Origin of the sequence: Proteus vulgaris (assembly GCF_016647575.1) — a bacterium.
Classification (GTDB): domain Bacteria; phylum Pseudomonadota; class Gammaproteobacteria; order Enterobacterales; family Enterobacteriaceae; genus Proteus; species Proteus mirabilis_B.
In genome coordinates this window covers 124,584-149,264 of the sequence record NZ_CP032663.1, presented here as the reverse complement: position 1 = coordinate 149,264, position 24,681 = coordinate 124,584, and the positions used below count along the sequence as shown (strand labels likewise).

The 24,681-nt window shown below is 42.7% G+C and carries 39 protein-coding genes and 4 tRNA genes; 4 read left to right on the top strand and 39 right to left on the bottom strand.

Annotation, left to right across the window (positions count from 1 at the left end):
• Positions 1–63 precede the first annotated feature (63 nt).
• From rsmB to mscL, 3 genes are all read left to right on the top strand, one after another.
• Positions 64–1,350 (top strand): 16S rRNA (cytosine(967)-C(5))-methyltransferase RsmB, encoded by a 1,287-nt coding sequence (gene rsmB, locus D7029_RS00775; RefSeq protein ID WP_194951603.1) that lies wholly within the window; start codon positions 64–66, stop codon positions 1,348–1,350.
• A 94-nt stretch (positions 1,351–1,444) separates the two neighbouring features.
• Positions 1,445–2,821 carry a Trk system potassium transporter TrkA gene (gene trkA, locus D7029_RS00770; RefSeq protein WP_194951602.1) on the top strand — a complete coding sequence of 459 codons (1,377 nt, stop codon included), beginning with the start codon at positions 1,445–1,447 and terminating at the stop codon, positions 2,819–2,821.
• A gap of 115 nt (positions 2,822–2,936) precedes the next feature.
• Entirely contained in the window at positions 2,937–3,344 is a 408-nt protein-coding gene (mscL, locus tag D7029_RS00765; protein ID WP_023583476.1) for a large-conductance mechanosensitive channel protein MscL, read from the top strand.
• A 3-nt stretch (positions 3,345–3,347) separates the two neighbouring features.
• On the opposite strand, the gene D7029_RS00760 is transcribed toward mscL, so the two are convergent.
• The 37 genes from D7029_RS00760 to D7029_RS00580 all read right to left on the bottom strand — a co-directional run bounded on the left by D7029_RS00760 (position 3,348) and on the right by D7029_RS00580 (position 21,032).
• Complete coding sequence (locus D7029_RS00760) at positions 3,348–3,554, bottom strand: alternative ribosome-rescue factor A (RefSeq protein ID WP_109396570.1); 207 nt, start codon at positions 3,552–3,554, stop codon at positions 3,348–3,350.
• A 50-nt stretch (positions 3,555–3,604) separates the two neighbouring features.
• Positions 3,605–4,018, bottom strand: coding sequence for a Zn(2+)-responsive transcriptional regulator (zntR, locus tag D7029_RS00755; RefSeq protein ID WP_088494060.1), 414 nt, complete (start codon positions 4,016–4,018; stop codon positions 3,605–3,607).
• 296 nt (positions 4,019–4,314) lie between these two features.
• Positions 4,315–4,701: a 50S ribosomal protein L17 gene (rplQ, locus tag D7029_RS00750; protein WP_004246940.1), complete on the bottom strand. Its 387-nt coding sequence runs from the start codon at positions 4,699–4,701 to the stop codon at positions 4,315–4,317.
• Positions 4,702–4,738: 37 nt separating this feature from the next.
• A complete protein-coding gene (locus D7029_RS00745; RefSeq protein ID WP_006535513.1) occupies positions 4,739–5,728 on the bottom strand; it encodes a DNA-directed RNA polymerase subunit alpha in 990 nt (329 codons plus the stop codon).
• Positions 5,729–5,753: 25 nt separating this feature from the next.
• Complete coding sequence (gene rpsD, locus D7029_RS00740; protein WP_004246942.1) at positions 5,754–6,374, bottom strand: 30S ribosomal protein S4; 621 nt, start codon at positions 6,372–6,374, stop codon at positions 5,754–5,756.
• A gap of 36 nt (positions 6,375–6,410) precedes the next feature.
• Complete coding sequence (gene rpsK / locus D7029_RS00735) at positions 6,411–6,800, bottom strand: 30S ribosomal protein S11 (RefSeq protein WP_002919257.1); 390 nt, start codon at positions 6,798–6,800, stop codon at positions 6,411–6,413.
• 16 nt (positions 6,801–6,816) lie between these two features.
• A complete protein-coding gene (gene rpsM, locus D7029_RS00730; protein ID WP_036914623.1) occupies positions 6,817–7,173 on the bottom strand; it encodes a 30S ribosomal protein S13 in 357 nt (118 codons plus the stop codon).
• A gap of 146 nt (positions 7,174–7,319) precedes the next feature.
• Positions 7,320–7,436: a 50S ribosomal protein L36 gene (gene rpmJ, locus D7029_RS00725; RefSeq protein ID WP_071788572.1), complete on the bottom strand. Its 117-nt coding sequence runs from the start codon at positions 7,434–7,436 to the stop codon at positions 7,320–7,322.
• Positions 7,437–7,478: 42 nt separating this feature from the next.
• A complete protein-coding gene (gene secY / locus D7029_RS00720) occupies positions 7,479–8,801 on the bottom strand; it encodes a preprotein translocase subunit SecY (RefSeq protein ID WP_006535510.1) in 1,323 nt (440 codons plus the stop codon).
• 7 nt (positions 8,802–8,808) lie between these two features.
• Positions 8,809–9,243, bottom strand: a complete 435-nt coding sequence (gene rplO / locus D7029_RS00715) for a 50S ribosomal protein L15 (RefSeq protein WP_004246944.1) — start codon at positions 9,241–9,243, stop codon at positions 8,809–8,811.
• A gap of 3 nt (positions 9,244–9,246) precedes the next feature.
• Positions 9,247–9,426 carry a 50S ribosomal protein L30 gene (gene rpmD, locus D7029_RS00710; RefSeq protein ID WP_036914634.1) on the bottom strand — a complete coding sequence of 60 codons (180 nt, stop codon included), beginning with the start codon at positions 9,424–9,426 and terminating at the stop codon, positions 9,247–9,249.
• A gap of 5 nt (positions 9,427–9,431) precedes the next feature.
• Positions 9,432–9,932, bottom strand: coding sequence for a 30S ribosomal protein S5 (gene rpsE / locus D7029_RS00705; RefSeq protein WP_023583472.1), 501 nt, complete (start codon positions 9,930–9,932; stop codon positions 9,432–9,434).
• A gap of 14 nt (positions 9,933–9,946) precedes the next feature.
• A complete protein-coding gene (rplR, locus tag D7029_RS00700) occupies positions 9,947–10,300 on the bottom strand; it encodes a 50S ribosomal protein L18 (protein WP_023583471.1) in 354 nt (117 codons plus the stop codon).
• Positions 10,301–10,309: 9 nt separating this feature from the next.
• Positions 10,310–10,843, bottom strand: coding sequence for a 50S ribosomal protein L6 (gene rplF, locus D7029_RS00695; protein WP_023583470.1), 534 nt, complete (start codon positions 10,841–10,843; stop codon positions 10,310–10,312).
• Between the two features lie 14 nt (positions 10,844–10,857).
• Positions 10,858–11,250: a 30S ribosomal protein S8 gene (gene rpsH / locus D7029_RS00690; protein WP_004246950.1), complete on the bottom strand. Its 393-nt coding sequence runs from the start codon at positions 11,248–11,250 to the stop codon at positions 10,858–10,860.
• A 32-nt stretch (positions 11,251–11,282) separates the two neighbouring features.
• Positions 11,283–11,588: a 30S ribosomal protein S14 gene (rpsN, locus tag D7029_RS00685; protein WP_006535503.1), complete on the bottom strand. Its 306-nt coding sequence runs from the start codon at positions 11,586–11,588 to the stop codon at positions 11,283–11,285.
• Between the two features lie 12 nt (positions 11,589–11,600).
• A complete protein-coding gene (gene rplE, locus D7029_RS00680) occupies positions 11,601–12,140 on the bottom strand; it encodes a 50S ribosomal protein L5 (protein WP_075674041.1) in 540 nt (179 codons plus the stop codon).
• 13 nt (positions 12,141–12,153) lie between these two features.
• Complete coding sequence (gene rplX, locus D7029_RS00675) at positions 12,154–12,468, bottom strand: 50S ribosomal protein L24 (protein ID WP_075674042.1); 315 nt, start codon at positions 12,466–12,468, stop codon at positions 12,154–12,156.
• Between the two features lie 10 nt (positions 12,469–12,478).
• Complete coding sequence (gene rplN / locus D7029_RS00670) at positions 12,479–12,850, bottom strand: 50S ribosomal protein L14 (protein WP_004246955.1); 372 nt, start codon at positions 12,848–12,850, stop codon at positions 12,479–12,481.
• A 176-nt stretch (positions 12,851–13,026) separates the two neighbouring features.
• Entirely contained in the window at positions 13,027–13,281 is a 255-nt protein-coding gene (gene rpsQ, locus D7029_RS00665) for a 30S ribosomal protein S17 (RefSeq protein WP_023583468.1), read from the bottom strand.
• Positions 13,281–13,472: a 50S ribosomal protein L29 gene (gene rpmC, locus D7029_RS00660; protein ID WP_004238624.1), complete on the bottom strand. Its 192-nt coding sequence runs from the start codon at positions 13,470–13,472 to the stop codon at positions 13,281–13,283. The genes rpsQ and rpmC overlap by 1 nt, the downstream gene beginning before the upstream one ends.
• Entirely contained in the window at positions 13,472–13,882 is a 411-nt protein-coding gene (rplP, locus tag D7029_RS00655; protein ID WP_006535500.1) for a 50S ribosomal protein L16, read from the bottom strand. The genes rpmC and rplP overlap by 1 nt, the downstream gene beginning before the upstream one ends.
• 12 nt (positions 13,883–13,894) lie before the next feature.
• Positions 13,895–14,596, bottom strand: a complete 702-nt coding sequence (gene rpsC, locus D7029_RS00650) for a 30S ribosomal protein S3 (RefSeq protein WP_023583467.1) — start codon at positions 14,594–14,596, stop codon at positions 13,895–13,897.
• A 17-nt stretch (positions 14,597–14,613) separates the two neighbouring features.
• A complete protein-coding gene (rplV, locus tag D7029_RS00645) occupies positions 14,614–14,946 on the bottom strand; it encodes a 50S ribosomal protein L22 (RefSeq protein ID WP_006535498.1) in 333 nt (110 codons plus the stop codon).
• Between the two features lie 14 nt (positions 14,947–14,960).
• On the bottom strand, positions 14,961–15,239 hold the full coding sequence (gene rpsS / locus D7029_RS00640) for a 30S ribosomal protein S19 (protein ID WP_004246960.1): 279 nt from the start codon (positions 15,237–15,239) through the stop codon (positions 14,961–14,963).
• Positions 15,240–15,253: 14 nt separating this feature from the next.
• Entirely contained in the window at positions 15,254–16,078 is an 825-nt protein-coding gene (gene rplB / locus D7029_RS00635) for a 50S ribosomal protein L2 (protein WP_006535497.1), read from the bottom strand.
• Between the two features lie 19 nt (positions 16,079–16,097).
• Positions 16,098–16,400 carry a 50S ribosomal protein L23 gene (gene rplW / locus D7029_RS00630; RefSeq protein ID WP_004246962.1) on the bottom strand — a complete coding sequence of 101 codons (303 nt, stop codon included), beginning with the start codon at positions 16,398–16,400 and terminating at the stop codon, positions 16,098–16,100.
• Positions 16,397–17,002, bottom strand: a complete 606-nt coding sequence (gene rplD, locus D7029_RS00625; protein ID WP_088494062.1) for a 50S ribosomal protein L4 — start codon at positions 17,000–17,002, stop codon at positions 16,397–16,399. The genes rplW and rplD overlap by 4 nt, the downstream gene beginning before the upstream one ends.
• Positions 17,003–17,018: 16 nt before the next feature.
• Positions 17,019–17,648 (bottom strand): 50S ribosomal protein L3, encoded by a 630-nt coding sequence (gene rplC, locus D7029_RS00620; RefSeq protein WP_023583465.1) that lies wholly within the window; start codon positions 17,646–17,648, stop codon positions 17,019–17,021.
• A 32-nt stretch (positions 17,649–17,680) separates the two neighbouring features.
• The gene (gene rpsJ, locus D7029_RS00615) at positions 17,681–17,992 is read right to left on the bottom strand and encodes a 30S ribosomal protein S10 (RefSeq protein ID WP_001181005.1); all 312 of its coding nucleotides are present in this window, start codon (positions 17,990–17,992) and stop codon (positions 17,681–17,683) included.
• Between the two features lie 349 nt (positions 17,993–18,341).
• Entirely contained in the window at positions 18,342–18,815 is a 474-nt protein-coding gene (gene bfr / locus D7029_RS00610; RefSeq protein WP_194951601.1) for a bacterioferritin, read from the bottom strand.
• Between the two features lie 77 nt (positions 18,816–18,892).
• Positions 18,893–19,090 (bottom strand): bacterioferritin-associated ferredoxin, encoded by a 198-nt coding sequence (bfd, locus tag D7029_RS00605; RefSeq protein WP_088494063.1) that lies wholly within the window; start codon positions 19,088–19,090, stop codon positions 18,893–18,895.
• Between the two features lie 222 nt (positions 19,091–19,312).
• Positions 19,313–20,497, bottom strand: a complete 1,185-nt coding sequence (gene tuf / locus D7029_RS00600) for an elongation factor Tu (RefSeq protein ID WP_088494064.1) — start codon at positions 20,495–20,497, stop codon at positions 19,313–19,315.
• A 121-nt stretch (positions 20,498–20,618) separates the two neighbouring features.
• Positions 20,619–20,694, bottom strand: a tRNA-Thr gene (locus tag D7029_RS00595).
• Positions 20,695–20,699: 5 nt separating this feature from the next.
• Positions 20,700–20,774 (bottom strand) — tRNA-Gly (locus D7029_RS00590).
• A gap of 82 nt (positions 20,775–20,856) precedes the next feature.
• A tRNA-Tyr gene (locus D7029_RS00585) sits at positions 20,857–20,941 on the bottom strand.
• 15 nt (positions 20,942–20,956) lie between these two features.
• Positions 20,957–21,032: transfer RNA gene (locus D7029_RS00580), tRNA-Thr, on the bottom strand.
• A gap of 438 nt (positions 21,033–21,470) precedes the next feature.
• On the opposite strand from D7029_RS00580, the gene coaA reads away from it, so the two are divergent.
• The gene (gene coaA, locus D7029_RS00575; protein ID WP_088494065.1) at positions 21,471–22,418 is read left to right on the top strand and encodes a type I pantothenate kinase; all 948 of its coding nucleotides are present in this window, start codon (positions 21,471–21,473) and stop codon (positions 22,416–22,418) included.
• 131 nt (positions 22,419–22,549) lie between these two features.
• Here the strand turns inward: coaA and birA are convergent, their stop codons facing one another.
• Both birA and murB read right to left on the bottom strand, forming a co-directional pair.
• Positions 22,550–23,512, bottom strand: a complete 963-nt coding sequence (gene birA / locus D7029_RS00570) for a bifunctional biotin--[acetyl-CoA-carboxylase] ligase/biotin operon repressor BirA (RefSeq protein ID WP_194951600.1) — start codon at positions 23,510–23,512, stop codon at positions 22,550–22,552.
• Positions 23,509–24,543 (bottom strand): UDP-N-acetylmuramate dehydrogenase, encoded by a 1,035-nt coding sequence (gene murB / locus D7029_RS00565; protein ID WP_194951599.1) that lies wholly within the window; start codon positions 24,541–24,543, stop codon positions 23,509–23,511. The genes birA and murB overlap by 4 nt, the downstream gene beginning before the upstream one ends.
• Positions 24,544–24,681 lie beyond the last annotated feature (138 nt).

The window sequence follows — 24,681 nt, the reverse complement described above, 5'->3', positions numbered from 1 at the left end:
GTTTTCCTTTTTTCACGCCAATGTAGTACATCTCTGGCGCTCAATATTAAACGTTGACTCATCATGAAAACGTCATACAACTTACGTAGCATTGCAGCCAAAGCAATTAACCAAGTATTAGATCAAGGGTTATCTCTAAGCACTGTCATACCCGAACTTCAAAAAAATGTTTCAGACAAAGACAAGGCATTACTACAAGAAATTTGCTTTGGTGTATTACGTACATTACCACAATTAGAATGGACTATTCAGCAACTCATGGATAAACCATTAAAAGGTAAACAGCGTATTTTACACTACCTCATTATGGTTGGCTTATATCAGCTTCTTTATACACGTATTCCTGCTCATGCCGCTCTAGCAGAAACAGTAAATGGCGCTGTTGCACTAAAGAAACCACAGTTAAAAGGATTAATTAACGGTGTGTTGCGTCAGTTTCAACGTCAACAAGATATTCTAAATGAGCGTTTTCAAAATAGTGAAAATCGTTTTCTCCATCCATCATGGCTACTTGCCCGTATTAAACAGGCTTATCCTGAACAATGGATGAATATTGTTGAAGGTAATAATCAAAAACCACCTATGTGGCTACGCGTAAATCAACGCCATCATTCACGAGAAGAGTATTTAACATTACTTGAAAAGGAAGAAATTGCCGCTGTTGCTGATGATAGCCACCCTTTTGCGATCCGTTTAGAGAACCCATGTAACGTGAATCTTCTTCCTGGATTTGCCGATGGCTGGGTAACAGTTCAAGATCGTTCAGCTCAGCGTTGCGCTGAATTATTAGCGCCAGAAAATAAAGAGCAGATCCTTGATTTATGTGCAGCGCCGGGTGGTAAAACAACACATATTTTAGAGATAGATCCTCAGGCTCAAGTATTAGCAATCGATATAGATGAGCAACGTTTGAAACGTGTACAAGAGAACCTTACTCGTTTAAAACTTAATGCTGTCGTCAAAAGTGGTGATGGTCGTTATCCTGAACAATGGTGTGCAGGTATGCAGTTTGATCGAATTCTTCTTGATGCACCATGCTCAGCAACAGGCGTTATCCGCCGTCATCCAGATATTAAGTGGCTTCGCCGTAATGACGACATTGAGCAATTAGCTCAAATTCAAAAAGAGATCCTTCACGCTATTTGGCCATACCTAAAATCTGGTGGTACGTTGGTCTATGCAACTTGCTCTATTTTACCTGAAGAGAATAAACAACAAGTTGAAGCCTTCTTAGCATCAACGAAAGATGCACAATGTGATTATCAGCACCAATGCTTGCCAGAAGAAGAAGGTGGCGATGGTTTCTTTTATGCATTGATCAAGAAAATACGATCTTGTGATAAAAGATGATATCAGATCTAAAAACCGCTACTATTTCAACGCAAGATCATCAAGATCTTGCGTTTCTTTTCTATTTGTTAATCGAATACTCTGAGAAATTACGATGAAAATTATTATCTTAGGCGCTGGTCAAGTAGGTGGTACTCTCGCTGAAAATCTTGTCGGGGAGAATAATGATATTACTGTCGTTGACACTAATGCAGATCGTTTGCGCCAACTTCAAGATAAATTCGATTTACGAGTAGTCAATGGGCATGGCTCTCATCCAAGGATCTTACGAGAAGCCGGTGCTGAAGATGCAGATATGCTGGTTGCCGTCACCAACTCTGACGAAACCAATATGATTGCATGCCAAGTTGCTTACACTTTGTTTAATACACCCAATAAAGTTGCTCGGATACGTGCCTCTGAATTTGTTCGTGAAGCAGACAAACTCTTTCTCCCTGAAGCTATTCCCATTGATTACTTAATCTCTCCTGAGCATTTGGTTATTGATTATGTATATAAATTGATCCAATACCCAGGTGCCTTACAAGTTGTTAATTTTGCCGATGGCCAAGTCAGTATTGTTGCTGTAAAAGCATATTATGGTGGTTCTCTCGTCGGAAATGCGCTATCAACATTACGTGATCATATGCCACATATTGATACGCGTGTTGCTGCAATTTTTCGTCAAGACAGGCCTATCCGACCTCAAGGCTCTACAATTATTGAAGCGGGAGATGAAGTTTTCTTTGTCGTTGCATCTCAGCATATTCGTGCAGTAATGAGTGAATTACAACGATTAGAAAAACCTTATAAACGCATTATGATTGTTGGCGGCGGTAATGTCGGTGCCGGTTTAGCCGCTAGATTAGAAAAAGATTATAGCGTCAAGCTTATTGAACATAATCAGCAACGTGCAACAGAACTCGCTGAACTACTCCATGACACTATTGTTTTTTATGGTGACGCATCTGATCAAGAGCTTCTAGCAGAAGAACATATAGAACAAATCGATGTCTTTATCGCACTGACTAATGATGATGAAGCCAATATTATGTCAGCGATGTTGGCGAAAAAAATGGGTGCCAAAAAGGCGATGGTGCTTATTCAGCGTAGTGCTTATGTTGATTTAGTCCAAGGTGGGGTTATTGATATTGCGATATCACCACAACAAGCAACAATTTCTGCACTTTTAGGCCATGTTCGTAAAGCCGATATTGTAAGCGTTTCTTCATTACGACGAGGTGTTGCAGAGGCAATCGAAGCCGTTGCACATGGTGATGAAAATACATCAAAAGTTGTTGGTCGTCGTATACAAGATATAAAACTACCACCTGGAACTATCATTGGTGCAATTGTTAGAGAGCAAGATGTTATTATTGCGAACGCAAGTCACTCCATAGAACAGGGAGATCATGTGATTATGTTTATCACGGATAAAAAATATGTCCCTGAAGTAGAAAAGCTTTTCCAACCTAGCCCATTTTTCTTATAAAGACTACGTAGAAATAAGAATAATAGTAATTGTTACTTATAATGGTCTACTATTATCATGTTAGATACTATATTTTTACATAATAAATCTATGCATAGATAAATAAGGGGTGGTTATGTCTTTTTTCAAAGAGTTTCGTGAATTCGCAATGAAAGGTAACGTTGTTGACATGGCAGTCGGTGTCATCATTGGTGCTGCTTTCGGTAAGATTGTTTCATCATTAGTTGCTGATATTATTATGCCACCACTAGGCTTGTTAATCGGTGGTATTGATTTCAAACAGTTTAGCCTTGTATTAAGAGATGCTAGTGGGGATGTACCGGCAGTTGTACTAAATTATGGTATGTTCATTCAAACTGTTTTTGACTTTGCCATTGTTGCATTTGCGATTTTCTGCGCAATCAAATTGATTAACAAAACTCGTCGTCAAGCAGAAGAAGCACCTAAAGCACCACCGGCACCTTCCGCAGAAGAAACTCTATTAACAGAAATTCGTGATTTATTAAAAAATCAGCAAAAATAAAAACTAAAAGGCCAGTGATAACAATTGAAAAAATCTTTTGTTATCACTGGCCTCCCAGTTACCCTTCTTGTTATGCTTCGCTTTTCTCATATAACTTCCTTTCCCTTTTTTATTCTTTTCCACGCGTTGTCTAAATAGTGGATCATGAACAAGTGCTGCTAAGGCATTATCTTTAATAACACCTTTCTGGTGCTGATATTTGCTAGACATAAAAACCTCTTAAATTGTTAAAGAACATAAAACACAATACGGCACAGATATTATTGCTTTGTGGCTCCAGATTCAAGTATTTCAAGGATAGAACAATAAGTACTTTCATGAGCACTACCACAACATGCATTACTCAACATCTTCAATGAATCTCGCATTCTTTCCATTTCTTTCAAGCGAATTTCAACTTCAGCAAGTCTTGCATCAACAATGTGTTTTGATTCAACACAGGTGTGATGAGCGGGATCAACACGAATAGAAAGTAGTTCTGTAATCGCATCTAATGTAAAGCCCAACTCCTTTGCATAACGAATAAAACGTAAACGTTGGAGATCTTTCTCTGTATATAAGCGATAACCGCCTTCCGTTCGCCTGTCATGATCCATCAACCCTTGTTTTTCATAAAAACGGATTGTATCTGTTGTCACATTCGCTAATTTTGCAACCTGCCCAATACGATACATGGATCATTCCCTCACTTTAGCTGATGCATAAGCATAACAAATAATCAAAAGAATAGAATTGAAATATAGTGCGAAGCTTATCTTACCAAAATAGCAGTATGCTGAAATAACAGAAAATAAATATGATGTAACACAAGGGTAGGCAAAAAAGCATGGAATAACAAATAGAAAGGTCAGGAGATGGCTTGATAGATTATTTTTATAACGGTAGTTTCATAACTATCATTTTTGATAGATGTAAAAAAACCGGATTAAAAATCCGGTCTTTTTATTCGCTTCACTAAATAATAATTAAATTATTCAGCTGCTGCTTCTGTTTCAGAATCAGCACGGTCAACAAGCTCAATGTAAGCCATTGGAGCGTTGTCACCAGCACGGAAGCCACACTTCAAAATACGAGTGTAACCACCTGCACGGCTCGCAAAACGCGGACCTAATACTGTAAACAGTTTTGCCACGACTTCGTTATCACGAGTACGGGCGAATGCCAGACGACGATTAGCTACGCTGTCGGTCTTGGCAAGAGTAATCAGCGGCTCAACGACGCGACGCAGTTCTTTCGCTTTAGGCAAAGTTGTCTTGATGATCTCATGACGAACTAAAGAACCTGCCATGTTACGAAACATAGCCTGACGATGGCTGCTGTTGCGGTTCAATTGACGACCACTCTTACGATGGCGCATGACCTTATCCTTCTCAGTAAAACCTTAACCTGTGATCTTATTCATCAGCGATACTTGCAGGTGGCCAATTCTCAAGGCGCATGCCCAGAGATAAACCACGCGACGCCAGTACGTCTTTAATCTCAGTAAGAGATTTCTTACCAAGGTTAGGCGTCTTAAGTAATTCAACTTCAGTACGCTGTACCAGATCACCGATGTAGTGGATTGCTTCTGCCTTCAGACAGTTAGCAGAGCGGACAGTCAATTCAAGATCGTCTACTGGGCGCAGTAAGATAGGATCGAATTCTGGCTTCTCTTCTTTAACTTCTGGTTGACGAACATCACGTAAGTCAACAAAAGCTTCAAGCTGTTCAGCCAGGATAGTCGCTGCACGGCGAATCGATTCTTCTGGATCGATAGTACCGTTAGTTTCCATCTCGATAACCAGCTTATCCAAGTCGGTACGCTGTTCAACACGAGCTGCTTCCACATTATAAGCAATACGCTCAACTGGGCTATAGCACGCGTCTACTAAAAGGCGACCGATAGGGCGCTCATCTTCTTCCGAATGAATTCGGGCAGAAGCCGGCACATAACCACGACCACGCTGAACTTTGATACGCATATTAATAGATGCGTTCTCGTCTGTAAGGTGGCAGATAACGTGCTGCGGCTTGACGATTTCGACATCACCGTCATGGATGATATCGGCTGCAATAACAGGGCCAATGCCAGATTTGCTCAAAGTAAGAATAACTTCATCTTTACCATGAACTTTTACCGCCAACCCTTTAAGGTTGAGCAGTATTTCTAGGATATCTTCCTGAACACCTTCTTTGGTGCTGTACTCATGCAGTACACCATCAATCTCAACCTCTGTTACCGCACAACCCGGCATAGACGAAAGCAGAATACGGCGCAGTGCGTTACCAAGAGTATGGCCGAAGCCTCGCTCTAATGGTTCAAGGGTCACCTTGGCGTGCGTCGAACTGACTTGCTCGATATCAACCAGGCGCGGTTTTAGAAACTCTGTCACAGAACCCTGCATTGTGTCCTCTCTTTGGTGCTAAGCCTTACTTGGAGTAAAGCTCGACGATCAGGTGCTCGTTAATGTCAGCAGACAAATCAGTACGTTCAGGAATACGTTTGAACACACCTTCCATCTTAGCAGCATCAACTTCCAGCCATGTTGGCTTTTCACGCTGTTCAGCCAGCTCTAAAGCAGCCTTGATACGAGACTGTTTTTTCGATTTTTCACGAACGCTGACTACGTCATTCGGGGAAACCTGATAAGAAGCAATGTTAACCACGCGACCATTTACCATGATTGCTTTATGGCTAACCATCTGACGTGCTTCTGCGCGAGTTGCGCCAAAGCCCATACGATAAACAACGTTATCCAGACGACCTTCCAGCAGAGTCAGCAGGTTTTCACCTGTGTTGCCTTTCAGACGAGTTGCTTCTTTGTAGTAGTTACGGAATTGACGTTCTAGAACACCGTAAATACGACGTACTTTTTGTTTTTCACGTAACTGAACACCGTAATCAGAAAGACGCGGTTTACGTGCGCCGTGCTGACCTGGTGCTTGTTCCAGTTTACACTTGGTGTCAATCGCCCGAACGCCAGATTTTAGAAATAAATCTGTACCTTCACGGCGGCTCAGCTTGAGCTTAGGACCCAAATATCTTGCCATTTTCTTTCTCCAACTTTCCTAAAAACGAAAACGTTATTAAACGCGACGTTTTTTCGGTGGACGACAACCGTTATGAGGAATCGGAGTCACATCAGTAATATTAGTGATGCGGAAACCAGCCGCGTTTAATGCACGGATAGTTGACTCACGACCAGGACCAGGTCCTTTAACCATAACTTCCAAGTTCTTAATTCCGTACTCTTTAACAGCTTCAGCGCAACGTTCTGCTGCAACCTGAGCCGCGAACGGAGTAGATTTACGAGAACCACGGAAACCGGAACCACCGGCAGTAGCCCAACCCAATGCGTTACCTTGACGATCGGTAATAGTAACGATTGTGTTGTTGAAAGAAGCATGGATATGAGCCACACCGTCAGAGACTTGTTTTCTTACACGCTTACGTGCACGAATAGGTGCTTTTGCCATTGTTCAAATACCCCGATTATTTCTTGATCGGCTTACGCGGACCCTTACGGGTACGTGCGTTAGTCTTAGTACGCTGACCGCGAACTGGTAGACCACGACGATGACGTAAACCACGGTAAGTACCAAGATCCATCAGACGTTTGATGCTCAGGGTAACTTCACGACGCAGATCACCTTCTACAACGTATTTGGCAACTTCGTCACGCAGCTTGTCGATTTGCTCTTCAGACAGCTCACTGATCTTAACATTCTCAGCAATACCAGCAGCTACACAGATAGCCTGTGAGCGGGTCTTACCGATACCGTAAATCGAAGTTAATGCGATTACAGTATGTTTATGATCAGGAATGTTAATGCCTGCTATACGGGCCACTATGCACTCCTAAATTAGCAGTTATACAGTACCATTCTGAAAAGCCCGTTTTCAGGATACTCAAACAATACTGTATATATTATAAAAGATTGGGCTGGCTAATTTAGCCAGCTCAACCGAACTTTGCAAGAAAAAAATGCAATAAATTAGCCTTGACGCTGTTTATGCTTAGGCTCGACGCTGCAAATTACACGCACGTGACCGTGACGTCTAACAATTTTGCAGTTACGGCACATTTTCTTGACGGAAGCACGAACTTTCATTTTTACTCTCCGTAACTTCTAAAACAAATCGCTTATCAGTAATTAACCTTTAAGATTTGCTTTTTTCAATGCAGACTCATACTGACTTGACATCAGGAGAGTTTGCACTTGAGCCATAAAATCCATGATGACCACAACCACGATTAAGAGGGAAGTACCGCCAAAATAGAAAGGTACTTTCATTGCGTCACGCATGAACTCCGGGATGAGACAGATAAAGGTAATATACAAGGCACCGATTAAGGTTAAACGAGTCATTACTTTATCTATATATTTAGCCGTCTGCTCTCCCGGGCGAATTCCTGGTACAAATGCACCGGACTTCTTCAGGTTATCTGCCGTTTCTCTTGGGTTGAAAACCAACGCCGTATAGAAGAAACAGAAGAATATGATTGCAGCAGCGTATAGTAACACATAAATAGGTTGACCAGGCTGTAGATTTAAAGAAATCGTCGTCAGCCAACCCCACCCTGTACCATCGCCAAACCAAGAGGTTATTGTACCAGGAAACAGGATAATACTTGAAGCAAAAATTGCTGGTATAACACCCGCCATATTTACTTTAAGTGGTAGATGTGTACTTTGTGCCGCGTATATTCTACGCCCTTGTTGACGTTTTGCATAGTTAACAACGATACGACGTTGTCCTCTTTCTACAAAAACAACAAAGAAAGTAACCGCGAACACCAATACTGCAACCAACAATAACAGGAGGAAGTGCAGTTCGCCTTGCCGCGCCTGCTCGATGGTTTGACCAATGGCAGGCGGAAGACCTGCAACGATACCTGCAAAGATAATAATTGAGATACCGTTACCAATACCACGTTCAGTGATTTGCTCACCTAACCACATTAGGAACATTGTCCCAGTGACTAAGCTCACAACAGCCGTAATATAGAATGGTAGACCTGGATTAATTACCAGACCTTGCATTCCTGGCATATTCGGTAAGCCTGTTGCGATACCAATTGATTGGAATATCGCCAGCACCAAAGTACCATAACGGGTATATTGGCTGATCTTACGACGACCGGCCTCCCCTTCCTTCTTAATCTCTGCTAACCGAGGGTTAACCACTGATAAGAGTTGGATAATAATCGATGCCGAAATATAAGGCATGATACCCAGCGCAAAGATAGAAGCACGGCTAAGAGCACCACCAGAGAACATGTTAAACATTTCAATGATGGTGCCTTTTTGCTGATCGAGCAATTTGGCAAGCACAGTGGCATCAATACCAGGGATAGGAATAAAAGAGCCAATCCTAAAGACAATAAGTGCACCAAGAACAAACAAAAGTCTGCGTTTTAGTTCACCAACACCACCTTTAGCACTCTGAAAATCTAAACCTGGTTGTTTAGCCATCTGTCACTTATTCCTCAATTTTACCGCCAGCTGATTCGATTGCTGCACGGGCACCTTTGGTAACACGCAGACCACGAATAGTCACTGCACGGTTAACCTCACCAGACAGAATTAATTTTGCAAATTCAATCTGTGGGCCAACAACGTTTGCGGCTTTCAGTGCATTCAGATCGATTACATCGCCTTCAACGTAAGCTAAATCAGACAGACGGATTTCCGCAGTCACGAATGATTTACGTGAAGTAAAACCAAATTTTGGTAAACGACGATATAAAGGCATCTGGCCGCCTTCAAAACCACGACGTACGCCACCGCCAGAACGAGATTTCTGACCTTTGTGACCACGGCCGCCAGTTTTACCTAAGCCAGAACCGATACCACGACCTACACGTTTAGGCGCATGCTTGGCACCTTCAGCCGGAGACAGAGTATTTAAACGCATCTCTTACTCCTCAACTTTAACCATATAGGAAACCAAGTTGATCATACCGCGAACTGCTGGTGTATCTTCGCGTTCTACAGTGTGACCGATGCGACGCAGACCTAAACCAGTCATAGTTGCCTTATGTTTAGGCAGACGGCCGATTAAGCTGCGTGTTTGAGTAATTTTAATAGTCTTAGCCATGGTCATTACCCCAGAATTTCTTCAACGGATTTACCACGCTTAGCTGCGACCATATCTGGAGACTTCATGCTATCTAAAGCGTCCAGTGTTGCACGAACCACGTTAATCGGGTTAGTGGAACCATAGGTTTTAGCCAGTACGTTACGAACGCCAGCCACTTCTAGAACTGCACGCATTGCACCACCTGCGATGATACCAGTACCTTCATGAGCAGGCTGCATAAATACGCGAGAGCCTGTGTGAGTACCTTTAACAGGGTGGAACAGAGTACCGTTGTTTAAAGCGACGGTTTTCATATTGCGACGGGCTTTTTCCATCGCTTTCTGGATTGCTGCCGGAACTTCGCGAGCTTTGCCATATCCAAAACCAACGCGGCCATTACCATCACCAACTACTGTAAGAGCGGTGAAGCTAAAGATACGACCACCTTTAACGGTTTTAGATACGCGGTTTACCGCGATCAGCTTTTCCTGCAGTTCGCCAGCTTGTTTCTCGATGTGAGCCATCTTACACTCCTACCTTAGAACTGAAGGCCAGCTTCACGGGCAGCATCTGCCAGTGCCTGGACTCGACCATGATATTGGAAACCGGAACGGTCAAATGATACTACTTTGATACCTTTTTCCAGAGCGCGTTCAGCAACAATTTTACCAACTACTGCTGCTGCTTCTTTGTTTCCAGTGTTTTTCAGTTGCTCAATGATAGCTTTTTCTGTAGTAGAAGCGGCCACCAAAGTTTCAGAACCGTTTGGTGCAATAACCTGCGCATAAATATGGCGAGGGGTACGGTGTACCACCAGGCGAGTCGCACCCAATTCCTGGAGCTTACGGCGTGCGCGGGTCGCACGACGGATACGAGCTGCTTTCTTATCCATAGTGTTACCTTACTTCTTCTTAGCCTCTTTGATACGCACAACTTCGTCGGCGTAACGAATACCTTTACCTTTATAAGGCTCAGGGCGACGGTAAGCACGCAGTTCAGCTGCTACTTGACCAATCACTTGCTTATCCGCACCTTTCAGTACGATTTCAGTTTGTGTTGGACATTCAGCAGTGATGCCTGCTGGCAGTTGGTGTTCCACTGGATGTGAAAAACCTACTGATAAGTTAACCGCATTGCCTTTAATAGACGCACGATAACCTACACCTACCAGTTGCAGTTTCTTAGTGAAGCCTTCGGTAACACCTACAACCATTGCATTTAACAGAGAACGAGTAGTACCCGCCTGTGCCCAAGCATCAGCAAAACCATCGCGAGGTGCGAAAGTTAAGTGGTTGTCAGCATGTTGAATTTCAACTGCATTATGGATAGTACGAGTTAGCTCGCCGTTTTTACCCTTAATCGTAATTACCTGACCGTTGAGTTTAACCTCTACGCCGGCAGGAATGACGACGGGTGCTTTTGCCACACGAGACATTCTTTCCTCCCGAATTAAGCTACGTAGCAGATAATCTCGCCACCAAGACCTGCTTGGCGAGCTGCACGATCAGTCATAACACCTTTTGAGGTAGAAACAACAGCGATGCCCAGTCCTGCCATAACTTGTGGCAGCTCATCTTTTCTTTTATAGATGCGCAGACTTGGACGGCTTACGCGCTGAATGCTTTCTACTACAGCCTTACCTTGGAAATATTTTAAAGTGATTTCCAGTTCTGGCTTAGTGTCGCCTTCAATTTTAAAATCTTCGATATAACCTTCTTCCTTAAGCACGTTGGCAATCGCCACTTTCAGCTTGGAGGAAGGCATTGTGACCGCAACTTTGTTCGCGGCCTGACCGTTACGGATACGGGTCAGCATATCCGCGATGGGATCTTGCATGCTCATCTGTCTTTACTCCCGTGATTCAATTATGGTAATTACCAGCTAGCCTTTCTAAGGCCCGGGATTTCACCGCGCATAGCGGCTTCACGGACTTTAATACGGCTGAGGCCAAATTTCCGCAGGAAACCGTGCGGACGTCCAGTTTGACGGCAGCGGTTACGCTGACGTGAAGGACTTGAATCACGTGGCATAGTTTGCAGTTTTAGAACAGCATTCCAACGATCTTCGTCAGACACGTTCACATCTGAAACGATAGCTTTCAGTTCTGCGCGTTTTGCGAAGAATTTCTCAGCTAAATTCGCACGTTTTACATCACGTGCTTTCATAGATTTCTTAGCCATGAATGCCCTGCCTTACTTGCGGAACGGGAAGTTAAACGCTGCTAACAGTGCGCGACCTTCATCATCTGATTTCGCAGTCGTAGTAATGGTAATATCCAAACCACGAACACGATCCACTTTATCGTAATCGATTTCAGGGAAGATGATTTGCTCACGTACGCCCATGCTGTAGTTACCACGTCCGTCAAATGACTTAGCGGATAAACCACGGAAGTCACGAATACGAGGTACAGCAATAGAGATCAAGCGTTCAAAGAACTCCCACATGCGTTCGCCACGCAGGGTCACTTTACAGCCGATCGGATAGCCCTGGCGGATTTTGAAGCCTGCAACAGATTTGCGTGCTTTGGTGATCAAAGGTTTTTGACCTGAGATTGCTGCTAAATCAGCTGCTGCATTGTCCAGCAGTTTCTTATCAACAATCGCTTCACCAACACCCATATTCAGGGTGATCTTCTCGACCCGAGGGACTTGCATGACAGAATGGTAACCAAACTGAGACATCAGTTGTTGGACCACCTCGTCTTTGTAGTAATCATGCAGTTTCGCCATCGTATACTCCAAATTACTTGATAGTTTCTTTATTAGACTTGAAGAAACGAACTTTCTTACCGTCTTCAAATCTAAAACCTACACGGTCAGCCTTGCCGGTTGCCGCATTGAAAAGCGCAACGTTAGAAACTTGAATAAACGCTTCTTTTTCAACGATGCCACCTGGTTGATTCAGAGCCGGAACTGGCTTCTGATGTTTTTTAACCAGATTGATACCTTCAACGAGAACTTTACCAGAAGAAAGAACCTGTTTTACTTTACCGCGCTTACCTTTATCTTTACCAGTAAGAACGATAACTTCGTCATCACGACGGATTTTCGCTGCCATTGCCTGCTCCTTAGAGTACTTCAGGTGCCAGAGAGATTATTTTCATGAACTTCTCATTACGAAGTTCACGAGTAACCGGCCCAAAAATACGCGTACCAATAACTTGCTCGCTGTTGTTGTTTAACAATACACAAGCGTTGCTATCGAAGCGAATGACAGAACCGTCAGGGCGACGAACACCCTTCTTGGTGCGCACCACTACCGCTTTCAGTACATCACCTTTCTTAACTTTACCACGTGGAATTGCTTCCTTGATGGTAATTTTGATGATGTCACCTACATCTGCGTAGCGACGGTGCGAGCCACCTAGAACCTTGATACACATTACGCGACGTGCACCGGAGTTGTCGGCCACGTTCAGCATAGTCTGTTCTTGGATCATTTTAGTGCTCCGCTAAATGTCAACTACTACTGAGCCACTTCCACATTAGAAGAGGCCGTTCAATATCCCATAATACGAGGGAGCGGCATTATAACACCACATTCTCGATATGGACAGAAAAAATAAACGGCTCGTTCAGTTTTGAGCCGTTTATTTCGTACGAAAAGGCTATTTTATTACAGAACAGCTTTTTCTACAACGCGAACTAACGCCCAAGACTTAGTCTTAGACAGTGGACGTGTTTGACGAATTTCTACTACGTCACCAATTCCACATTCGTTGTTCTCGTCATGTACATGCAGTTTGGTCGTACGACGGATAAACTTACCATATAATGGGTGTTTAACCATACGATCGATAGCAACGACAATAGATTTCTCCATTTTGTCACTAACTACACGACCTTGCAGAGTACGGATTTTATCGGTCATTACGCACCCGCCTTCTCAGTCAGTAAAGTCTTAACGCGTGCGATATTACGACGCACTTGTTTCAACAGATGAGACTGTTGTAACTGACCACTTGCTGCCTGCATACGCAGGTTAAACTGCTCGCGCAGTAAGTTCAGCAGTTCTGTGTTCAGCTCTTCAACGCTCTTTTCGCGCAGCTCTTTTGCTTTCATTACATCACCGTCTTAGTTACAAAGGTGGTTTTGATAGGCAGTTTTGCTGCCGCCAGCTTGAATGCTTCACGGGCCAGTTCTTCAGGCACACCATCCATTTCATACAGGACTTTACCTGGCTGGATTAAGGCAACCCAATACTCAACGTTACCTTTACCTTTACCCATACGGACTTCGAGCGGCTTTTCAGTGATTGGTTTGTCTGGGAACACACGGATCCAGATTTTACCCTGACGCTTAACTGCACGGGTCATTGCACGACGTGCCGCTTCGATCTGACGTGCAGTCAGACGACCACGGCCCACAGCTTTAAGACCGTAAGTCCCGAAGCTTACATCCGCACCAGCAGCTAAGCCACGGTTGCGGCCTTTGTGCACTTTACGGAATTTTGTACGCTTTGGTTGTAACATCAGCGACTCTCCTTACTTGCGGCCTTTACGCTGCTGCTTTTTAGGTTGAGCAGCCGGTTTTTCCGCCTGTTCAACTGCAGCCATACCACCCAGGATCTCACCTTTGAAGATCCATACCTTAACGCCGAGCACACCATAAGTGGTTTGTGCTTCTGAGGTATTGTAGTCGATATCTGCACGCAGAGTGTGCAGAGGTACACGACCTTCACGATACCATTCAGTACGAGCGATTTCAGCGCCGCCTAAGCGACCACTTACTTCCACTTTAATACCTTTAGCGCCTAAACGCATAGCGTTCTGTACCGCACGCTTCATAGCACGACGGAACATAACACGACGTTCCAGCTGTGAAGTGATGCTGTCAGCAACTAATTTTGCGTCCAGTTCAGGTTTACGTACTTCGGCGATATTAATTTGCGCAGGAACGCCAGCGATATCCGCTACGTTTTTGCGCAGTTTTTCAACATCTTCACCTTTTTTACCGATAACGATGCCTGGGCGAGCAGTGTGAATAGTCACACGGATGCTTTTCGCAGGACGTTCGATAACGATACGAGATACAGATGCTTTAGCCAGTTCTTTAGTTAAGTACTGACGTACTTTAAAGTCGCTGTCTAGGTTGTCAGCGAATTCATTGGTACCCGCATACCATGTGGAATTCCAAGGCTTGACAATGCCAAGGCGGATACCATTAGGATGTACTTTTTGACCCATTGCTAGTCTCCAGAGTCTCAGCGATCAGACACAACCACAGTGATGTGGCTGGTGCGCTTCAGAATACGATCTGCACGGCCTTTTGCACGAGGCATAATGCGCTTCATAGAAGGACCTTCGTCAACAAAGATCTTAGCTACTTTCAGATCATCAATGTCAGCGCCATCGTTGTGTTCTGCATTAGCAATAGCAGACTCCAGTACTTTCTTCACTAAACCAGCAGCTTTCTTGTTGGTAAAGGTTAAAATTTCCAGAGCTTGCGACACTTTCTTACCGCGAATCAGGTCAGCTACCAAGCGAACCTTCTGAGCAGAAGAACGAGCGTGGCGATGCATAGCGATAGTTTCCATCTCTTCCTCCTACCTTATTTTTTCTTAGCCTTTTTATCGGCTGCATGACCGCGATAAGTACGGGTCGGCGCGAATTCACCCAGTTTGTGACCAACCATTTCGTCGGAAACGTAAACTGGAACATGCTGACGACCATTATGGACAGCGATGGTCAAACCGATCATGTTAGGAAAGATCGTTGAACGACGGGACCAAGTCTTAACAGGCTTTTTGTCACCGCTTTCCACCGCTTTCTCTACCTTCTTCAGCAAGTGCAGGTCAATGAAAGGACCTTTCTTGAGAGAACGTGGCATGGCTTATCCTCTAATTATTTCTTAGTACGACGATGAACGATGAAATGTTCAGTGCGTTTGTTTTTACGAGTCTTCTTACCTTTGGTTTGAACGCCCCAAGGTGTTACTGGGTGTTTACCAAAGTTACGACCTTCACCACCACCATGTGGGTGATCGACTGGGTTCATCGCAGTACCGCGAACGGTAGGACGAATACCACGCCAGCGACTTGCACCAGCTTTACCCAGAACGCGTAACATGTGCTCAGAGTTGCCAACTTCACCGATAGTTGCACGGCAATCAGAAGGAACTTTACGCATTTCACCAGAACGCAGACGAATAGTGACATAAGCACCATCACGAGCAACGATCTGAACGTAAGTACCAGCTGAACGAGCTAACTGACCACCTTTACCTGGTTTCATTTCTACGTTATGAACTGTAGAACCAACCGGGATATTACGCATTGGTAAGGTGTTACCCGCTTTGATAGCAGCATCAACGCCAGACTGAACTTTATCACCCGCTTTCAGGCCTTTTGGAGCCAGAATGTAGCGACGTTCACCATCAGCATACAGCACTAAAGCGATGTTAGCTGAACGGTTTGGATCATATTCCAGACGTTCTACTGTCGCAGGGATACCATCTTTGTTGCGTTTGAAGTCAACAATACGGTAAGCCTGTTTGTGACCACCACCGATATGACGGGTAGTGATACGACCATTGTTGTTACGACCACCGGACTTGCTGTTTTTTTCCAGCAATGGCGCATAAGGTTTCCCTTTATGCAGCTCAGGGTTTACCACTTTAACTACGTGGCGACGGCCCGGAGACGTAGGTTTACATTTAACAATTGCCATTGTTCTTTACTCCTCCGACTTACTCAGCGCCGCCGACGAAGTCCAGATTCTGGCCTTCCTTCAGGGTTACGTAAGCTTTTTTCCAGTCGCTACGACGACCAATACGCTGACCGTGACGTTTCACTTTGCCTTTCATCAGCAGAGTGTTAACACTTTCAACTTCGACTTCAAACAGTTTTTGTACAGCTGCTTTAATCTCTGCTTTGGTCGCGTCTTTAGCAACTTTGAGAACGATGGTATTTGATTTTTCCATCGCGATAGAAGCTTTTTCAGATACATGCGGCGCGCGCAGTACTTTCAGCAGACGTTCTTCACGGATCATGCCAGCATCTCCTCAACTTGCTTCACAGCGTCAGCAGTCATGACGACTTTGTCGAAGGCGATTAAGCTAACAGGGTCGATTGTTGCTGCATCACGTACGTCAACTTTATATAAGTTACGTGCTGCTAAATACAGATTCTCATCTACATCAGCAGTGACGATCAGAACATCAACCAGAGCCATATCTTTCAGTTTCTGTGCTAAAAGCTTAGTTTTAGGCGCTTCAACAGAAAAATTCTCTACGACGATCAGACGATCTTGACGTACCAATTCAGACAGAATGCTCTTCAGAGCACCACGGTACATCTTTTTGTTTACTTTTTGACTGTGGTCCTGTGGTTTAGCTGCGAAGCTAACACCACCAGAGCGCCAAATTGGGCTCTTGATTGAACCTGAACGTGCACGACCTGTACCTTTCTGTCTCCAAGGCTTTTTGCCTGAACCAGAAACTTCAGCACGGGTTTTCTGAGCACGAGTACCTTGACGAGCACCAGCAGCGTATGCAACGACTACTTGATGCACAAGCGCTTCGTTAAAGTCACGCCCGAAGGTAGTTTCGGAAACAGTCAGCGCGCCTTGCGCGTCTTTCATTACCAATTCCATTCCTATCTCCTCGACGTTACGCCTTGACAGCTGGTTTAACGATCAGGTCACTGCCAGTTGCACCTGGAACAGCACCTTTGACCAGCAGCAGGTTGCGCTCAGCGTCAACACGTACTACTTCCAGGCTCTGAACGGTAACTTGTTCGTTACCCAGTTGACCTGCCATTTTCTTGCCTTTAAACACCTTACCCGGAGTCTGGTTCTGACCGATAGAACCCGGAACACGGTGAGACAAGGAGTTACCATGGGTAGCATCTTGAGTACGGAAGTTCCAGCGCTTTACAGTACCGGCAAAACCTTTACCTTTAGATGTTCCAGTAACGTCGACTTTTTTAACGTCAGCGAAAATTTCTACGCTAATGCTTTGACCTACAGTGTATTCTTCGCCTTCATTCAGACGGAATTCACGTAGTAAGCGACCAGCTTCAACACCAGCTTTAGCAAAATGCCCTGCTTCAGGTTTCAGTACACGGTTAGCTTTTTTGCTACCAGTAGTCACCTGAATGGCACGATAACCGTCTTTCTCTAGATCTCTGACCTGAGTAACACGGTTGTTTTCAATTTCGATAACGGTTACAGGGATTGAAACGCCATCTTCAGTGAAGATACGAGTCATTCCTACTTTCTTACCGACTAAACCAATCATTGTTTCAACCTCTCAATCGCTTGATGACCTGATTAACCTAGGCTGATCTGCACGTCTACGCCGGCAGCCAGATCCAGACGCATCAGAGCATCAACGGTTTTCTCGGTTGGCTCAACGATGTCAACCAGACGTTTGTGAGTGCGAATTTCATACTGATCACGCGCATCTTTATTAACGTGCGGAGAAATCAACACTGTGAAACGCTCTTTGCGCGTCGGCAGTGGGATTGGACCACGAACTTGCGCACCAGTGCGCTTAGCAGTCTCTACGATTTCCGCAGTTGATTGATCAATCAGACGATGATCAAAAGCTTTCAGGCGGATACGGATTCTTTGGTTCTGCATGAGACCAGAGCTCCAACTATTTTTTATAAACGTAAATGATCACTACTCGTACCCATTTCGATTGATGAGAGAGTGTAATCGTTCTGCATATAACTCCCCAATCGGGAGTATTATATTAATGCAATATAAAATCTGCATTAGCTGATAAATCAGCCTCACTAAATCAGTGAGCCTGCGCATTATACTTGCCTGAGTGATGAAATCAAGCCAAGAATAAAAAATCAGCGATAAAAATTCGTTTTATCTTTTCAAAAATAAAAAAAGCAAAGGCACCTTCATTACCTTTGCTTTAAAAAGCATCTAATAATTCACTAACGAAGGTGAATTATTCTTTTCTGTATGAGCCAAATTACTCTTCAATAATTTGAGCTTGTAGATAATTTTGAAGTCCCATGCGTTCGATAAGTTCAAGCTGGGTTTCTATCCAATCAATGTGCCCTTCTTCATCGATTAGAATTTCTAGCATGAGATCACGGCTGACATAATCATGAATTGAATCTGCGTAAGCAATGGCTTCACGTAAATCTTTGGCACCGCCTAATTCTAATTCCAAATCAGAACGTAGCATCTCTTCAACATCTTCACCGATGTTTAATTTGCCTAAATCTTGTAAATTTGGAATGCCTTCAAGGAACAAGATACGCTCGATATATTTATCTGCGTGTTTCATCTCGTCTATGGATTCATGATATTCCATTTCATTGAGACGTGAGAGTCCCCAATTCTTGAACATTCGGGCATGTAGGAAATACTGATTAATTGCAACAAGCTCACCACCTAATAACTTATTAAGGTGGGCTATCATTTTTTTATCACCTTTCATTTTTATGCTCCTTTGCTTCCAGTCTTTTCAGTGTAGACCTTTTATACAAAGAGGAGAGAAAGGAAATTTAAAATTTGTTATGCAACTTCAGAAATTTGTGGGTAAAGAGCTGATTGCTCATTTTCGATAAGTTGACGGGCTTGACGTACGCACTTACCGCAACAACTTCCAACGGGTAAGATCTTGCGTAATTCATTAATAGTGTGGATTTGATGTTTATGGACAGTTGAGATAATTTTTTTATCACTCACACCGTGGCAAAGACATACGTACATAATAACAACCTCATTAACTACTCACGAACAAGATAGTAAATGATAATTATTATGATTTCAATTTCTATTTATTTGACTTAAGTGTTTTTACTTATTTATATCATCAACGATGATGATGCAGGAGAAAACATTAATACTTTGCTGAGATTTAAAATATCTAATCTTCAGATACAAAAAAAGGGCATCTTACGATGCCCTCTTCATGCATAAATCTATCGGGAATTAACCTAATACTTTAGCAACAACGCCCGCACCTACTGTACGGCCACCTTCACGGATAGCGAAACGTAAACCGTCGTCCATCGCGATTGGGTGAATCAGTTCAACGATCATGTTGATGTTGTCACCTGGCATTACCATTTCTACGCCTTCTGGTAATTCGATAGTACCAGTTACGTCAGTTGTACGGAAGTAGAACTGTGGACGGTAGCCTTTGAAGAATGGAGTATGACGACCACCTTCATCTTTGCTCAGAATATAAACTTCTGATTCGAATTTAGTGTGTGGCTTGATTGAACCTGGTTTTGCCAGTACTTGTCCACGTTCGATTTCTTCACGTTTAGTACCACGCAGAAGAACACCAACGTTCTCACCTGCACGACCTTCGTCAAGTAATTTACGGAACATTTCAACGCCAGTACAAGTTGTTTTAACTGTTGGTTTGATACCAACGATTTCAACTTCTTCACCAACTTTAACAACACCACGCTCAACACGACCAGTTACTACTGTACCACGGCCTGAGATTGAGAATACGTCTTCGATTGGTAACAGGAATGGTTTGTCAATTGCACGCTCTGGTTCTGGGATGTATGAATCCAGTGCTTCTGCTAATTCAACAATTTTTGCTTCCCACTCAGCTTCGCCTTCCAGTGCTTTCAGCGCTGAACCACGGATTACTGGAGTGTCGTCACCTGGGAAATCGTACTGAGACAGAAGTTCACGAACTTCCATTTCTACTAATTCCAGTAACTCTTCATCATCTACCATGTCACATTTGTTCAGGAATACGATGATGTAAGGAACACCAACCTGACGACCTAACAGGATGTGCTCACGAGTTTGTGGCATTGGGCCATCAGTCGCAGCAACAACCAGGATAGCTCCGTCCATTTGCGCAGCACCAGTGATCATGTTTTTAACATAGTCGGCGTGACCTGGGCAGTCTACGTGTGCGTAGTGACGAGTTGGAGTGTCATATTCTACGTGTGAAGTAGAGATGGTGATACCACGAGCTTTTTCTTCTGGTGCGTTATCGATTTGATCGAATGCACGAGCAGCACCACCGTAAGTTTTAGCTAAAACTGTAGTGATTGCAGCAGTCAGAGTTGTTTTACCGTGGTCAACGTGGCCGATAGTACCAACGTTAACGTGCGGTTTTGAACGTTCAAATTTTTCTTTAGACATTTAAATTGTCCCTCTAAGACACGGAATCGGTGGTTACACCACATCAACCAAGCAGTAAGTAAATTAGCGATTTGCTAGTGCTTGTTAAGATTTTAATCAGGGAGGCAAGAACATGAAGGAGTGGTGCTGATAGGCAGATTCGAACTGCCGACCTCACCCTTACCAAGGGTGCGCTCTACCAACTGAGCTATATCAGCACATCTGGAGCGGGCAGCGGGAATCGAACCCGCATCATCAGCTTGGAAGGCTGAGGTAATAGCCATTATACGATGCCCGCAGAACTCGGCTACCTGACTTAAAATCAGCTTTGTATTCTACTTAAGTGTTTACTAATTTAAAACACTTAAGTTAGGAATTAATGGTGGTGGGAGAAGGATTCGAACCTTCGAAGTCTGTGACGGCAGATTTACAGTCTGCTCCCTTTGGCCGCTTGGGTATCCCACCAAACCTAATTTTTAATGGTGCCGGCACCAAGAGTCGAACTCGGGACCTACTGATTACAAGTCAGTTGCTCTACCAACTGAGCTATGCCGGCTAAGTGGTGCGCATTCTAGGAGGACTTTCATCATGATGCAACAAAAAAATTGCGATATTTGTTCTTTTGCTTAGATTTTGTTCACTTTTGATTGAATTGTTGATTTTTTAGGAAAAAAACGACCAAAATGCCAACAAAAATTCATGATAGATTAGCACGCTAATTTATCTATTCAGTCCCAAATTTATTAATCATCAATAAATTTTTAGAAAAAAGATTAATTGCACCCTTATTAGTCTACGCTAAAAAATTATTTTTATGACTATTTTTTGTACTTTTTTTACAAATTTATTCAGTTCGTGTCAAAAAAAGTAGAAAAAATTTAAAAAATATCTACGCCTAAGAGGCATCACTCGTTATGATGCTGTTTATTTTTTATCGGATACGGGTGTTTTAAACAGCCTGTCCAACCTGCGAATATTAGGCAGATGTTGGCTTATGAATAACAAAGAACGCTTTATAACCCCTTATTTAGAATTTGACAGAAAGCACTGGGCAACGTTAAGAGATTCCGTTCCTTTAACACTAACCGAGAAAGAGATTGCCGATTTAAAAGGAATTAACGAAGAAATTTCTATTGATGATGTCATTGAGATTTATCTTCCTCTTTCAAGATTGCTCAATTTTTACATAAGTTCTAACTTACGTCGTCAAGCCGTCTTAGAGCAGTTTCTTGGAACAAGAAGCGCTAAAATCCCTTATATTATTGGTATAGCCGGCAGTGTTGCTGTTGGTAAGAGCACCACTGCTCGTTTACTACAAGCACTTTTAACCCGTTGGCCAGAACATCGTAAAGTTGATTTAATTACTACTGATGGTTTTCTTTTACCTAATGCGGAGTTAAAGAAACGCGGGATAATGAAGAAGAAAGGATTTCCTGAATCCTATGATATGCATAGCCTTGTCTCTTTCGTTTCTGATATAAAATCAGGCAAGAAGCAAGTAACAGCCCCTGTCTATTCTCATTTAGTGTATGACATCATTCCAGATAAGAAACAGGTTATTGAACAACCGGATATCTTAATTCTTGAAGGATTGAATGTATTACAAAGCAATCAAGATTATCCTCATGATCCGCATAATGTTTTCGTATCAGATTATGTAGATTTCTCTATTTATGTTGATGCTGAAGAAGAATTACTAAAACACTGGTATATCAGTCGCTTTTTAAAATTTAGAGAAGGTGCGTTCACTGATCCTGAATCATATTTTAATAATTACTCTAAATTAAGCAGAGAAGAATCTATTGAAATAGCATCTTCAATTTGGCAAGAAATTAATGGTTTGAATTTAAAACAGAATATTTTGCCGACGAAAGAAAGAGCGAGCCTTATACTGACCAAAGGCCAAAATCATACGATCACCAACGTTCGATTACGTAAATAAATCTAAACAATTAGTGATACTTGGTCTCAGTATTATTGTATTTTAGTTATTCAAAATAATATCGATAAACAAAAAGCTTTCCAATTTAGGAAAGCTTTTTTAGTTTTAGATGTTCGATGCAATTTAAAGCATTACGATGCACTTCTCAGTGAAATTTCACCACCTATATAAGGTATGATTTTTCCATCTTGTTCTAAAAGTAAAGCCCCTTGATCATTGATGCCCTTGGCAATACCAAAGATCTCTTTTTCACCAATAATAAGCTTCACTCGGCGATCCATAAAATTATCTAAACGTTTCCAACGCTCGATAAACACAGATAACCCTTGTTTTTCAAATTGAACAAATGCTTCTCTTAGTGCATTAGTAATTTCACAAGCAAGCTTATTTCTATCAATTTTGATACCAACTTGCTCTAAGTTAATCCATTGCTGGTTAATGGCTTCAGTTTGATTTTTACTCATCGCAATATTGATACCAATACCCGTGACAATATGAGCAACATCGCCTGTTTTTCCTGTTAACTCAACAAGAATACCTGAAAGTTTTTTATCATTTAAATAGAGATCGTTAGGCCATTTAACTTTAACGCCATCTGCACCAAGCTTTTGCAATACCTCAGCCATAATAACGCCGACAACCAAACTCAGTCCTATTGCAGCCGCAGGCCCTTGTTCGAGTTTCCAATACATACTCAAGTATAAATTTCTACCAAAAGGCGAAATCCATTGACGTCCTCTTCGGCCTCGTCCAGCAGACTGGTATTCAGCAATGCAGACATCACCCGATTTTAATGCGCTAATACGTTGTATCAAATACTGGTTAGTAGAATCTATAACAGGAATAACGCTAGCAGGTTCACCTTTGATATTTTTGTTTACACTATCCGCATTTAACAAATTCATAGGAGCATCTAATTGATAGCCCTTTCCTGCGACAGTTTGAACATCGATACCCCAGCTACGCAATGTCTGAATATGTTTGTTAATACCTGCGCGTGTCATTCCTAAGCTTTCGCCTAGTTGCTCTCCTGAATGGATATTTCCGTCAGCAAGAATTTCAATTAATAATAAAGGTGTTGGTGTTTCTTTCATGAAATAGCGTCCACTGCATTGATTTCGCCATATTGACCAATAAAACGGACTTCTGGCTCTAATTGCACACCGAAGCGCTCGAAGACTTTTTGACGTATATATGCAGCTAAATTAACAATGTCTTTGCCTGTTGCCAGACCGTCTTTATTGATAAGAACAAGTGCTTGCTTCATATGAACAGCCGCACCACCAATCTGATGGCCTTTAAGACCGCATTGATCAATCAGCCAACCTGCTGCAAGTTTTACACCATCTTGTTGAACATATTGCGGACAGAAGGGGTATTCTGCTTTTAAATGTTGTGCAATACGAATATCAACAATTGGATTCTTGAAAAAACTACCAGCATTACCTGTTATGGTAGGATCCGGTAGTTTGCTCGTTCTCATAGAGCACACAGACCCAAACACATCTTTTGGCGTAACTGTTTCTAATGATAATTTTGATAAATCGCCATAGGTAAGAATAGGCTCCCATTTTTTGCTAAGCTGTAAGCCTACAGCAACAATGGCAAAGCCTTGCTGATAATGATGTTTGAAAATACTATCTCGGTAACCAAACTGACATTCATTATTAGTTAATCGATGAACATGACCTGTACTTAGTTCAACAATATCTACATAAGCGCAAACATCTTTTAATTCTTTACCATAAGCACCGATATTTTGTATTGGTGCTGAGCCTACATTTCCTGGGATCAGTGATAAATTTTCCAGTCCATAGATGTTCTTTTCTAACAGAAATTCAATAAGTGCATGCCAATTTTCGCCCGCACCAACATGAACAGACCAATATTGCTCATCTTCAGTAATTTCAATACCAGCAATACAGTTGCGAATAACAACACCATTAAAATCTTCTGTAAATAGTACGTTGCTACCACCACCTAGAATAAGGGTGGGCATTTTCTGCTCATGAGCATTTTGCCAATATGTACAAAGCTCATCTTCATTATTTGCAGTTTCTATTTGGTGAGCTTTTGCTCTCAAACCAAATGTATTAAATGCTTGCAATGAAACCGATTCTTTCATGAAAGTCTACCTCATTTAGCTGATGGCTTAGTTTAACAGCCAAGTATCGCTGAGGATAGCAAAGTGATAGGTGATTAGTGTGGAGATATTACATCTGTATTTTAGATGTTGTCTTAGAATGCAAAAAAGCCAACCCAT

Coding starts and splice junctions, on each gene's coding strand:
- rsmB (WP_194951603.1), top strand. CDS start 64: ATGAAAACGTCATACAACTTACGTAGCATTGCAGCCAAAGCAATTAAC.
- trkA (WP_194951602.1), top strand. CDS start 1,445: ATGAAAATTATTATCTTAGGCGCTGGTCAAGTAGGTGGTACTCTCGCT.
- mscL (WP_023583476.1), top strand. CDS start 2,937: ATGTCTTTTTTCAAAGAGTTTCGTGAATTCGCAATGAAAGGTAACGTT.
- D7029_RS00760 (WP_109396570.1), bottom strand. CDS start 3,554: ATGTCTAGCAAATATCAGCACCAGAAAGGTGTTATTAAAGATAATGCC.
- zntR (WP_088494060.1), bottom strand. CDS start 4,018: ATGTATCGTATTGGGCAGGTTGCAAAATTAGCGAATGTGACAACAGAT.
- rplQ (WP_004246940.1), bottom strand. CDS start 4,701: ATGCGCCATCGTAAGAGTGGTCGTCAATTGAACCGCAACAGCAGCCAT.
- D7029_RS00745 (WP_006535513.1), bottom strand. CDS start 5,728: ATGCAGGGTTCTGTGACAGAGTTTCTAAAACCGCGCCTGGTTGATATC.
- rpsD (WP_004246942.1), bottom strand. CDS start 6,374: ATGGCAAGATATTTGGGTCCTAAGCTCAAGCTGAGCCGCCGTGAAGGT.
- rpsK (WP_002919257.1), bottom strand. CDS start 6,800: ATGGCAAAAGCACCTATTCGTGCACGTAAGCGTGTAAGAAAACAAGTC.
- rpmJ (WP_071788572.1), bottom strand. CDS start 7,436: ATGAAAGTTCGTGCTTCCGTCAAGAAAATGTGCCGTAACTGCAAAATT.
- secY (WP_006535510.1), bottom strand. CDS start 8,801: ATGGCTAAACAACCAGGTTTAGATTTTCAGAGTGCTAAAGGTGGTGTT.
- rplO (WP_004246944.1), bottom strand. CDS start 9,243: ATGCGTTTAAATACTCTGTCTCCGGCTGAAGGTGCCAAGCATGCGCCT.
- rpmD (WP_036914634.1), bottom strand. CDS start 9,426: ATGGCTAAGACTATTAAAATTACTCAAACACGCAGCTTAATCGGCCGT.
- rpsE (WP_023583472.1), bottom strand. CDS start 9,932: ATGGCTCACATCGAGAAACAAGCTGGCGAACTGCAGGAAAAGCTGATC.
- rplR (WP_023583471.1), bottom strand. CDS start 10,300: ATGGATAAGAAAGCAGCTCGTATCCGTCGTGCGACCCGCGCACGCCGT.
- rplF (WP_023583470.1), bottom strand. CDS start 10,843: ATGTCTCGTGTGGCAAAAGCACCCGTCGTCATTCCTGCCGGCGTAGAG.
- rpsH (WP_004246950.1), bottom strand. CDS start 11,250: ATGAGCATGCAAGATCCCATCGCGGATATGCTGACCCGTATCCGTAAC.
- rpsN (WP_006535503.1), bottom strand. CDS start 11,588: ATGGCTAAGAAATCTATGAAAGCACGTGATGTAAAACGTGCGAATTTA.
- rplE (WP_075674041.1), bottom strand. CDS start 12,140: ATGGCGAAACTGCATGATTACTACAAAGACGAGGTGGTCCAACAACTG.
- rplX (WP_075674042.1), bottom strand. CDS start 12,468: ATGGCAGCGAAAATCCGTCGTGATGACGAAGTTATCGTTCTTACTGGT.
- rplN (WP_004246955.1), bottom strand. CDS start 12,850: ATGATCCAAGAACAGACTATGCTGAACGTGGCCGACAACTCCGGTGCA.
- rpsQ (WP_023583468.1), bottom strand. CDS start 13,281: ATGACCGATAAAATCCGTACTCTGCAAGGTCGTGTAGTTAGTGACAAA.
- rpmC (WP_004238624.1), bottom strand. CDS start 13,472: ATGAAAGCAAAAGAGCTGCGCGAAAAGAGCGTTGAAGAGCTGAACACA.
- rplP (WP_006535500.1), bottom strand. CDS start 13,882: ATGTTACAACCAAAGCGTACAAAATTCCGTAAAGTGCACAAAGGCCGC.
- rpsC (WP_023583467.1), bottom strand. CDS start 14,596: ATGGGTCAAAAAGTACATCCTAATGGTATCCGCCTTGGCATTGTCAAG.
- rplV (WP_006535498.1), bottom strand. CDS start 14,946: ATGGAAACTATCGCTATGCATCGCCACGCTCGTTCTTCTGCTCAGAAG.
- rpsS (WP_004246960.1), bottom strand. CDS start 15,239: ATGCCACGTTCTCTCAAGAAAGGTCCTTTCATTGACCTGCACTTGCTG.
- rplB (WP_006535497.1), bottom strand. CDS start 16,078: ATGGCAATTGTTAAATGTAAACCTACGTCTCCGGGCCGTCGCCACGTA.
- rplW (WP_004246962.1), bottom strand. CDS start 16,400: ATGATCCGTGAAGAACGTCTGCTGAAAGTACTGCGCGCGCCGCATGTA.
- rplD (WP_088494062.1), bottom strand. CDS start 17,002: ATGGAATTGGTAATGAAAGACGCGCAAGGCGCGCTGACTGTTTCCGAA.
- rplC (WP_023583465.1), bottom strand. CDS start 17,648: ATGATTGGTTTAGTCGGTAAGAAAGTAGGAATGACTCGTATCTTCACT.
- rpsJ (WP_001181005.1), bottom strand. CDS start 17,992: ATGCAGAACCAAAGAATCCGTATCCGCCTGAAAGCTTTTGATCATCGT.
- bfr (WP_194951601.1), bottom strand. CDS start 18,815: ATGAAAGGTGATAAAAAAATGATAGCCCACCTTAATAAGTTATTAGGT.
- bfd (WP_088494063.1), bottom strand. CDS start 19,090: ATGTACGTATGTCTTTGCCACGGTGTGAGTGATAAAAAAATTATCTCA.
- tuf (WP_088494064.1), bottom strand. CDS start 20,497: ATGTCTAAAGAAAAATTTGAACGTTCAAAACCGCACGTTAACGTTGGT.
- coaA (WP_088494065.1), top strand. CDS start 21,471: ATGAATAACAAAGAACGCTTTATAACCCCTTATTTAGAATTTGACAGA.
- birA (WP_194951600.1), bottom strand. CDS start 23,512: ATGAAAGAAACACCAACACCTTTATTATTAATTGAAATTCTTGCTGAC.
- murB (WP_194951599.1), bottom strand. CDS start 24,543: ATGAAAGAATCGGTTTCATTGCAAGCATTTAATACATTTGGTTTGAGA.